Source organism: Thiospirillum jenense, assembly GCF_014145225.1.
In the GTDB taxonomy this organism is placed as follows: domain Bacteria; phylum Pseudomonadota; class Gammaproteobacteria; order Chromatiales; family Chromatiaceae; genus Thiospirillum; species Thiospirillum jenense.
In genome coordinates this window covers 112,850-123,497 of record NZ_JABVCQ010000008.1, presented here as the reverse complement: position 1 = coordinate 123,497, position 10,648 = coordinate 112,850, and the positions used below count along the sequence as shown (strand labels likewise).

The following is a 10,648-nucleotide window of genomic DNA, read 5'->3' as shown; positions in this document are numbered from 1 at the left end:
GACTTCTCTGTTTAATGTGTATCAGCGACGGCGCGAAGTGCGCAAGTTAATTAAAGATTTTGCTTAGTGGCTGAATAAAAAATTGGATCAATTGCCGGTTGGTGATTCAGAATTTCTTTATTGGCGTAAATTGGCGCGTGAACCGCTTATAGAATACGCAGGATGATCTGCTGCGGTGCGATAAACGCGCAATTCCTTCACTGCCGAATAGGTAGCCAGATGGTGATGTTGAGGCACAAAAAAACCGGCGTTAACCGGCTGATTTGTTTAGAAAATTGATTTGTTGAAACAAGCTGGTGGGCGCAGGTGGGATCGAACCACCGACCCCTGCCGTGTGAAGACAGTGCTCTCCCGCTGAGCTATGCGCCCGTAGAATGCGCAGTTTAACCAGCAACGCCCATCAGGTCAAATCTACCATGCAACCCGCCCCACACCGCATCAAATTATGGGATTTACCCACCCGCCTCGGTCACTGGCTCGTCGTGATCGCCGTCACTGCCGCCATCATCACCGGACTGCTCGGCGGCGAGTGGATGACTTGGCACGGCCGCGTCGGGTTATTCATCTGCGGCTGGCTGACATTCCGCCTCATCTGGGGCGTGATCGGCTCAACCTACGCCCAATTTCGCCAATTTATCCCCAATCGCGCCGCCATCGTCGCCTATCTACTCGGCACTTGGCACGGCACCGGACACAACCCCCTCGGCGCACTGTCGGTCGTGGCACTGCTGACACTACTTGGGTTGCAGACCGCGAGCGGACTGGTCGCCGACGACGACATCGCCTTCCGCGGTCCGCTCTCCGCGCTGGTCAGCAGCGACCTCAGCGCGACCCTGACCAGTCTGCACCGCCAAAGCGCGTGGGTGTTAATCGCCCTGATCGCGTTACACATTATCGCCATCGCCCTCTACACCCGCCTCCGCAACACGCCGCTGGTGCGCCAAATGTTCACCGGTTGGCACGAAACTAGCACGGCGACCGCGCAGTCGGCACGCGGCGGCGGCGCGGTGGCGTTGATTGTCGCACTCGCACTCGCGGCAGTGGTGACGTGGGGCGCAAGCGGCGGGTGGTTATCAATTGAATCAAGCGCGCCGCCAATCACGACGCCCGAGTGGTAATAACTGCCGCGCAATGAAACCCAATTATCCACCCCTTATTTTTAATAAAAAACGGGGGGTTAATCGCAATTGGGCAGCGCAATTGACCGCATGATTTCATCGGTTGCACTCAAGATTTTAATGATGCGCTGGTAGTGTTTGATTTCCTCAAAACTCAATTCCCGCCCTTTGCGATCTTTTAACCATTTCTGCGCCGGTTGATAACCGCCAATATAAAACGTCCACGCGACCGCCGGCACATCGGCAAAATATTGTGATTGGTTAATCCACACTTGGTTATTAAAATAGCGCGGTTTATCAATGATCGGCTGACCGTCGCCAATGAACGGATACGGCGTGGCGCCAATTGCTGCCGGTGCCATTAAATGCAACTGCCGCAATTGAGTTCCTTTATCGGCAATTGACCAAAACGCCGCCGCATTGGGCGGCCAGGGAATACGCGGAAAATCAGTTTTTAAGAATTCAGCGTATTGTTCCCGATACGCCGGGCAATGCAACACGCCATAAATGTAATCAAACACGGCGAGTTCAGTTGGCGCGCCGTGAATAGAATCTGTGGCGATGGCTTGCAAGCGTTGATATAAATCTGAATTGAAATTAACGCGGCGGGGTTGATGGGGCGCTTGGTCATCAGAATACAAATAGAGCGGAAATAACATGCCGCCGCCGCGATAAAACAAATTTAAATCAGAAATACCGGTATGAACAAACACAATATTCCAAGGCATATTACCAACAACTTGACCTTGCCGCCCAATAACAAGGATAATTGATTCCCGACGTAACAGGTGGCGCATCATTTCATTACGCGGGTAGCACATAAAGCCGCGTGATTTGCCCGTGTAATATGTCCAGCGATAATCAAACGGCCGATACGCAATTAGTTGGAGATATTCAATTCCGAAATGGTTTTTGACATCCGCTTGCGCCCATTCCACGCGCCAATCACGCACATCTTTACCCAAATCATATTTAACCCGCGCCTGCTCCGGCGGTAATACGGCAAAGTTTTGCACCCGCTGCCACAACGCCATTTTATCTAGATCAATCGTTAATGAATCGCGGGCAGTGACAATCCCAACTGAATTGACTGGCATCAATTCCTGAATTGAAAACCCAGTGTTATAAATCGCCTCGCGCCCATTATTACGCCGCACAAACGGGTATTGCGGCGCGTGATGCGGGAGTTGCTGCCATTGATGCCCCGTTAATTGATTTGCCTGCAATGCCGTATATTTGCCCGCCCGTTCACCCCACAAATCGGCATGAAAAACCGCCGCTAGTGAATTGTTATTCACAGCAGTTTTCTTTTTAACCGCAATTAAAATTGCCACGCCCTGCTGAATATCAAACACGTTTTTATCGGGTTGCCCATCTGGCGTCACTTCCTTCTTTTTTGCATTGCCGTGCAAATCTAAAACATAAATCTTGTCAAACGTGTTGAGCAATTGCCAGCGCATTCCACGAAAGGTCGGATTATCCAAATAGCCGTGATTCGTAATAAAGCCCAGTACCCCTTCGCCATTTTTACTAATAAAATGTTCCGCCAATCGAATAAACTTGACATAATCATCATTAATCCATTTGGGATTGCGTTCATTGAGTTTATCCTGACCACCGGGCTCTTTTTTATACACCGCCATTAACTGTGTAATCCAATCGCTTTTATTCACGCTTTCGCCAGAATACGGCGGATTACCAATAACGCACATGATCGGCAAATTGCGCTTCACCACATTTGCGCCCCGTGCTTCATTCGATAACCATTGCGCAAATGGCAGGTTTTGATGAATAGCACTGCCCTCTTCCAGTGAATTAGTCAAATACACCGATAAACGCGGCAGCGCGCCGGTTGGTACATAGCCCAATTCAGTTAATAATAAATCCAATTTCAAATGACACATCGCATACGACGCCATCAATAATTCAAACCCGTGCAGGCGTGGAATTAAATCAGTTTCTAAATAACGCGACCACATCCCCGCCGCCACATCCTTTACTTTTGGCGCAATCTGTTTAATTACCGCCGCTAAAAACGTCCCAGTTCCCGTTGCTGGATCAAGGATTTGCACGCGATGCACCGCTTTTTTAATCGTGATTGGCGTCCCATCTTTATTCACTGTTCCCGTGTCAAAATCAATTATGACCTGCGAGGTATCCGCCAACCCGTCTATTAAGCAAAACTCGGTTTTTAATACTTCGTCCACCGCCCGTACAATAAAATTAACCACCGGTTCGGGTGTGTACCACACCCCCCGCGTTTTGCGTTTCGCGGGATTATAAACGGCTAAAAAGGTTTCATAAAAATGAATCACCGGATCGGATTGACCAGTGAATTGACCAAAGCCGGCCAGCACCTGCGGCATATTCGTCACTTGAAAAATACTGGTCAATTCATCAACGATCCACGCAATGCGCTCGTCTAATTCTGCATTGGCAATATAGCCAAATAAAGCGCGTAATAACGGATTGGATTTGGGCAAGGTTAATACTGCGTGTTGCCGCGTGAATTGCAATGGCTCACCGCTGTAATGCACCCGCGCCGCGAATAACCCATACGCAATGGTTTCGGCATAGACATCGGCGAATTCGACCGGCGAAATATCACTAATTAAATGCTGTTGAAACGCGGCAAATTGATTCGCCAACTCCGTCTGCCGCTGTTGATCCGCAATTAACGTTGCGTGCAAAACATCTCTAATTAACACTGCCTTGCCCGCCATGCGTTCGGCCAATTCACGCGGATTGGTCACGGTCGCCGGGCGCTGTTGAATAAAATCATGCAACAGGTTTTCTAATACGGCGAATTGATCGGGCTGCGCGACCAATTGACCATTGACCAGCGCACCAATAGACACTCTGCTTTTTAATTGACCATCACGAAAAAACTGCCAGTCTAAACAATTGGTGTAAATGAGATTGGGCAGCGCGTAGCGATAGCGGTGCTGCTGCGCCAAGTTATCTTTATTTAATGCAGTTAAATCAATTGGTACGTCTTTAGCTTCGACATAACCAATGGCCAACCCGCTGCGCTGTAAAATGAAATCTGGTGCCCCGCAGGCAATACGTTTAGGTTCATTGATAGCAATGATATCAGGTGCGATGCTATTAAATAAAACCGTTAATGCGGGGCGATAGGAATACTCGGTTGCTGCGCCGTTCGCATAAATAGCACTGACGCTGGCGAAAAAGGACGTGATTAAAGACATGAATCAATTCTGCGATAGGATGCGCGGGGAAATGTTGCGCGTTCCCACGCCGCGCATGGGAACGCTCATTAACAATGCGAGGTTAATTAAAGCGTGTCTAATAACCCCGGAATCTGCGCAATTGCCGCCGTCACAGTTGCGGCATCAGCAGTGACATCCCGAATGATTTGCGCACCTAATGTCCGCAAATGCGTTTGGCGTTCGGGGGTTAATGCGTTATAAATAATGCCGCGCTCGGCTTGTGCATTTGCAAATGCCAAACCGACCTGCACTTGATTACCAAAGCGCGCCATATCTATTGCCGCATCTGCATTCGCCCACCCGCCATCAATTAACGCAATAATCATCTGATCGCGGGTAAAATGACCGCTGTTTAATTCGTCTAACCAATAGGTTTTGCCCGTTTCATCCGCAGCGCGATTAAAAATGTTGTGATACAGCGCGTCAATCAATAAATCATTACCATTCTCCGCTGGATACAACGCTCGCACCGTGTCATTATCAAAAAACGCCTGCGCAACGGTCGTAGGTGTCCAACTGCCGCCGCGCAATTCATTCTCCCAGTATTGCAAACCATCATTGTCCGGCGCATACCCGAGAGTGGCAATATAAATCTCCGTAATCCGCTCGGCATTCGTGCGCGTTGACGGTTGATAATTAATAATGCGGAAGTTTTGATGCGGTTCTGACCATTGCAAAGTTAATTGATCGCCAAAGTTGGGGAAATCAGTCACCGTGTGTTGATGTTGCACACCGGTAATAGACCCTAATCCACCCGGCGTGGCAATGGTGAATTGACGAGTGGCCACCACTGCGCCATCAATGTTTAATGCGATTTGATGCGCGCCGTCAGCGTAATCATTCCAGTTAATTGCCAGCGCGTAGCCGTTATTACTATCACCACAAATAGATTGGGTATCACCGCGGCCGCTGCCGTAGGGGGCAATTAACGTGGTGCCGTCTAATGTAAATGTGATATTGCCAGCATCGCACGCCCAACCACGAATTAACGCTCGACCGCTTTCAATCCCACCATCAGTCGGACTTTCCCAATTGCCATTGGCGGCACGTTCAATTGAAAAAGCGCGGGCGGCAGCATTGGTGACGACGAAGTTTTGATTGGGTTCTGACCAGGTTAATAGCGTGTTTTGACCCGCAGCGGGGAAGTCAACAACGGTGGTGGTTTTGATTAAACCCGTTAAAAAGTTCTCGTCACCCAAGCGCGTGACCATGACAGCTGCGCGGGTCAATTCCACGCCATCAGCAATGAGTTTTAACACATGTTCACCCGTGCCGTAATCACTCCAGTTAATTGCCGCCGCGAAGCCGTTATTTGAATCACCGCACACTGTTTGACTGTCCAATCGCTCGGCGCCGTAAGCAACTTCAAATGCAGCGGTATCATCCACTTGCACGGTGACGCTATTGGCATTGCACACCCAGCCATGCACCACGCCAATGCCGCTTTCATAGCTGCCGTTGACTGGGCTATCTAATTGGTATTGATTGGTTAATTGGGTGAAATTGGCAATGACATCGGTGGCAGCATTGATTGTCAAAATACAGGCTTCAATACCGGTGCAGGCGCCACCCCAGCCTTGAAATTGCCACCCTTCATTTGCCTGTGCAGTTAAGGTGACAACCGCGCCAGCCGAATAGGTGCCGGTGCAAGTAACCCCGCTGCATTGATTATTATCTAAGCCAGGATCGCTATTCACATTACCGCCGCCGTTAATAGTTAAACTGAATGGATAGCTGCTGGCGGGGGCGGGCGGGGTGGTGCAGGTGTTAATTAAAACGGCGCTGTTTTGATTCACCGCTCCGCTATCTTCACCCACTACCACGAATTGATAACCGGTCCAAGTGATGCCGTAAAGATGACGGTCGGTGGGCGTGGTGCGCGCTGTCCAGTTGACGCCGTCGGGGCTGGTCAAGATGGTGCCGAGCGCCCCGACTGCGACGAATTGACTGCCGTTCCAGATCACATTTTCCAGAACGTACTCAGTTCCAGAGGTGCGCCGCGTCCAGTGGCTGCCGTCGGCGCTGGTCAGGACGATGCCGCCAGCGCCCACGGCTACGAATTGGCTGCCGTTCCAAACGACCGCGGTGAGTTGTTCCGTGACGCCCGAGGCGTACGTTGTCCAGTTGACGCCGTCGGCGCTGACGAGGATGTCGCCGACGGTGTTGACCGCGACGAATTGGTCATGCCCCCAGGTCACGCCGGTCAGGGCGAACGATGTGCCGGAGGTGCGCGCTGTCCAGTTGACGCCGTCGGGGCTGGTCAAGATGACGCCATTTACGCCCACGGCGGCGAATTGGTTGCCGTTCCAAACGACGTCGTTCAGTGCATCGGTGGTGCCGGTGGTTTGCCCCGTCCAGTTGACGCCGTCGGCGCTGGTTAGCACGATGCCGTTTTCATCAACGGCGACAAATTGGTTGCCCGTCCAGATGACGCTGAGTATCAAGCCCTCGCCAACGCCATAGCGCGGTGTCCAGTGGCTGCCATCTGCACTGGTCAGGATGACGGTCATGGCGCCCAAGCCGCCGACTGCCACGAATTGGCCATTGCCGTAGGTGATTGCATACAGTTGGTTGTGGCCTGGAATCGAAGCAACCGGTTGCCAATTGGCGCCGCATTCGGAGATTGGAGCGGGGCTGGATTGAATGTCGCGCACGAGGCGGACATATAAACCGTAATCATAGGAAACGGGGCCGGTTTGTCCTGATAAAAAATCGGCATTCCAGGCTAAATGATAAAACGGCGAACTAGACCAATGACCGCCGGGGATTGCATTCAAAAAATAATTCGGATTGATTGCTGGAGTATGTAAATCATATTCAACTAATGCTTGCAATTCTTTAATGTTCGGCAAGCGCCAATCCGTATAGTTGCCGAGTGTAGATTGGGCAGCCGCATTCAATGCCTCACTCCAGTTCATAGTTAGTGGATCACCCGTGCAATCATTGCCAGTTAAACCGGCATTACATTTTGACCACATTAAACCAGTATTGAGTTGCGTGACGGTGCCGTCATCATTATCAATAAAAACATCTGCCGCAGATTCACCGCGCACGAGCCGAATATGACTGAGACCACTAATTGCGCCGGTTTCGCCTTGATAAAAACTGACTGCCCAAAAGAAATTGGGGTCGGCAGCATAGCGGGCCGCTGTCCAAAAGTGTGCATGTGACGTGCTGTATGTATTGGGAAAATACACATCATCTATTGCAGGACCAATGCGGAGTAAATGCACAATCCCACCTAATTCTTTCACCGTCGGCATCCGCCAATCACTGAACCCGCACAATTCAGTGCTATTCACATCATAAACAAACTTTTCCATATCACAGCGGCCACTTTCAAAACAAACCCCGCCGCTATTTGTGCCTAAATTGCCATCGGTTGAATTAGAATCATACCAACTATAATTATGATCTTGATCGCGCAACCCGCCATCATCCGTTTTCACTTCCCAAATTAAATTGGTGACATTATCGCGGGTACAGGCCCAATCATTCGGCCCATTTCCTAATTGCGCATCAGCGGGTAATTCCGCCCCGCTATTACTGATTTTCGTGAAATCAAACCCCGCGTCGCCGCCGCCGGTTTTAATTAACGTGCCGGCAATTGCTTCTGCATCGCGGCCATAATCACCATCTTGACGTGGAAACTCAGCGATTGGACAGAGCGGACTAAACGCCGTTGTTCCATCAGAACAGGCAGTAATACCCGTGTCATTTAATGCCGCGTGTGCTGGCGCGGCGGTCACGGCGGTGAATAAGACCAGCGCCGTTATTGCGTGATAAGACAGATGTTTTATATTCAAAGGATTAACTCCAGTTAAATTGCCAAAGATATCCAGCAGCGGGTGCGCCGACAAAATGTTAATACGCGGCGCAAAAAAATAAAACGGATCATCTGCCACCAATAGCAATCGTGATTCCTGATGTCAAAAACGCCGGCGCCATCACCAGTGTCACCTCTGCCGCGCATTGCGGTTAAAATCACCGCTCGATCCCCACCCGCGCCCGGACTGGTGCGCCCTTTTTTACCTGTAGGCTCAAACACTCATCATGGCATCCGAAGACTTCAAACGTGTTCTAAATGAACTCATCATTCGCTTTCTACCCTTTGCCGACGCTGCCACACCCGACTTACCATTGCCGCGTTTATTACGTTTATCATTATTCCAAGTGTCGGTCGGCATGGCAATCGTATTACTCAACGGCACCCTCAACCGCGTCATGGTGGTTGAATTAGGAATGCCGGTTTGGCTAGTGTCATTAATGATCGCGCTACCGCTAGTGTTTGCACCACTGCGCGCCATCATTGGCTTCCGTTCCGATTACCACCGCTCGGCATTTGGATTAAGACGAGTCCCCTACATTTGGATGGGAACGCTGCTACAATTCGGCGGTTTTGCATTCATGCCATTCGCTTTGCTATTATTATCCGACAGCAGCAATGATTTAGCGATTTTGGGCTATGCTGCCGCCGCTGTTGCATTTTTATTAGTTGGCGCGGGCTTGCATACGACGCAAACTGCGGGTTTAGCATTAGCCACCGACCTCGCGCCCGTTGATAAACGCCCCCGCGTTGTTGCATTGCTGTATGTCACCTTATTATTAGGCATGGTGATTAGCGCCGTGATCTTTGGTAACTTGCTAACCAATTTCAGTCAAATGCGCTTAATTCAAGTTATTCAAGCCGCCGCCGTCTTAAGCGTCATTTTCAACTTCACCGCTTTATGGCGGCAAGAAGCAATTGACATGCAACGCGCCACCACGCGGATCATTCGCCCACCATTTGCGGAAACTTGGCAAACGTTTATTCAAGATCAATTCGCCTTCCGCCTGTTAATTGTGGTGGGATTAGGCACCGCCGCATTCAGTATGCAAGACATTTTATTAGAACCCTACGGCGGACAAGTCCTCGGTCTGAGCGTCGCGCAAACCACCGCCCTCACCGCCATTTGGGCAACTGGCACATTGGTTGCTTTCACCCTCTCCGGCGTCCTGTTAACACGCGGTTGGGACGCCAATCGCATGGCGGGGGTGGGTGCCGCACTCGGTTTGATCGCCTTTTCCGCCGTCATCACCGCCGGCATCCTGCATGAGGCGTGGATTTTCCGCGTTGGTACGGCATTAATCGGCTTTGGCGGCGGATTATTCGCCGTTGGAACGCTCACCACCGCCATGAGTTTGGCGGAAGACGGTCACAGCGGACTGGCGCTCGGCGCGTGGGGGGCAGTGCAAGCCACGGCCGCGGGCGGTGCCATCCTGATCGGCGGCACTATCCGTGACGTGTTGAGCGGTGCCGCCAATGCCGGCTGGTTTGGCGCGGGGGCGGTCAATCCGGCGCTGGGTTACAATGTGGTGTACAGCATTGAAATAGTGATGTTGGTTGCCACGTTAATCGTTGCTTTGCCATTATTGCTGGGCAAACAGCGGCTGCGGGCGCATTCGGATAAACCGTTTGGCATTGCCGAAATGCTGTAATCTCACTGGACGAGTGCCGGTGAGATTGATTAAATCCCCCGTTGTTTCATTGGATAACAACCATGACAACGGGATTAAACAAAACGGATTGAACTGGTGCAACGTTTAATGACTTTTGTGCATCAACTGGTCGCCACCACGCCAGCATTAAATAATGATGCAACCCCGCGTGTGGCGGATTGGACATGAAGAGACCTGCGAGTAGATGTTGAATAACATCCCTAATTTGCTTACCTTTTTACGCATTGGGTTAATTCCCGTGTTCGTCATTGTGTTTTATTTACCAATGAACGGGACGCGCCTGATTTGTTTGGGGATTTTTATTACCGCCGCCATTACCGACTGGCTGGATGGTTATTTAGCGCGGCGCTGGCATCAAACCACCTCATTGGGCGCATTTCTTGACCCGGTGGCGGATAAATTAATCGTCGCAGTGGCGCTGGTGTTATTAGTGCAAGCCGACCCGACGCCCTGGTTGGCATTACCGGCCGCGGTGATTATCGGGCGTGAAATCACGGTGTCCGCATTGCGCGAGTGGATGGCTGAAATCGGGGCGCGGACACAGGTGGCAGTCTCGGCGGCGGGCAAATGGAAAACCACGCTGCAAATGATTGCGATTGCGCTGTTAATTCTGCGCGAGCCGCTATTTGGTTTACCGATTGCCAACATTGCATTGGTGTTACTGTACCTAGCCGCGGGCTTAACCCTGTGGTCAATGGTGCAGTATTTGCGCGCCGCGTGGCCAAGTTTGACTGGTCAACCCCCGCCGCCGTAATGCGCGCTTGGGTTGTCGCAAGTTGTTTCTATGCCAATGTCACTGCT

At 51.1% G+C, this 10,648-nt stretch carries 5 protein-coding genes and 1 tRNA gene; 3 read left to right on the top strand and 3 right to left on the bottom strand.

The features are described 5' to 3' along the window. Nucleotides 1-294: 294 nt before the first annotated feature. Nucleotides 295-369 (bottom strand) — tRNA-Val (locus HUK38_RS05470). A 5-nt stretch (nucleotides 370-374) separates the two neighbouring features. Here HUK38_RS05470 and HUK38_RS05465 point away from each other — a divergent pair. Beyond that, nucleotides 375-1,118 (top strand): cytochrome b/b6 domain-containing protein, encoded by a 744-nt coding sequence (locus tag HUK38_RS05465; protein ID WP_238787481.1) that lies wholly within the window; start codon nucleotides 375-377, stop codon nucleotides 1,116-1,118. Between the two features lie 59 nt (nucleotides 1,119-1,177). Here HUK38_RS05465 and HUK38_RS05460 read toward each other — a convergent pair whose 3' ends face one another. Then, complete coding sequence (locus HUK38_RS05460; RefSeq protein ID WP_182583252.1) at nucleotides 1,178-4,327, bottom strand: type ISP restriction/modification enzyme; 3,150 nt, start codon at nucleotides 4,325-4,327, stop codon at nucleotides 1,178-1,180. Between the two features lie 86 nt (nucleotides 4,328-4,413). Continuing rightward, nucleotides 4,414-8,253, bottom strand: a complete 3,840-nt coding sequence (locus tag HUK38_RS05455; RefSeq protein WP_338065363.1) for an Lcl domain-containing protein — start codon at nucleotides 8,251-8,253, stop codon at nucleotides 4,414-4,416. 148 nt (nucleotides 8,254-8,401) lie between these two features. Between HUK38_RS05455 and HUK38_RS05445 the strand changes: the two genes are divergently transcribed. Beyond that, on the top strand, nucleotides 8,402-9,826 hold the full coding sequence (locus HUK38_RS05445; RefSeq protein ID WP_182583247.1) for a BCD family MFS transporter: 1,425 nt from the start codon (nucleotides 8,402-8,404) through the stop codon (nucleotides 9,824-9,826). 208 nt (nucleotides 9,827-10,034) lie between these two features. Beyond that, nucleotides 10,035-10,601 carry a CDP-diacylglycerol--glycerol-3-phosphate 3-phosphatidyltransferase gene (pgsA, locus tag HUK38_RS05440; protein ID WP_182583245.1) on the top strand — a complete coding sequence of 189 codons (567 nt, stop codon included), beginning with the start codon at nucleotides 10,035-10,037 and terminating at the stop codon, nucleotides 10,599-10,601. Nucleotides 10,602-10,648: the final 47 nt, after the last annotated feature.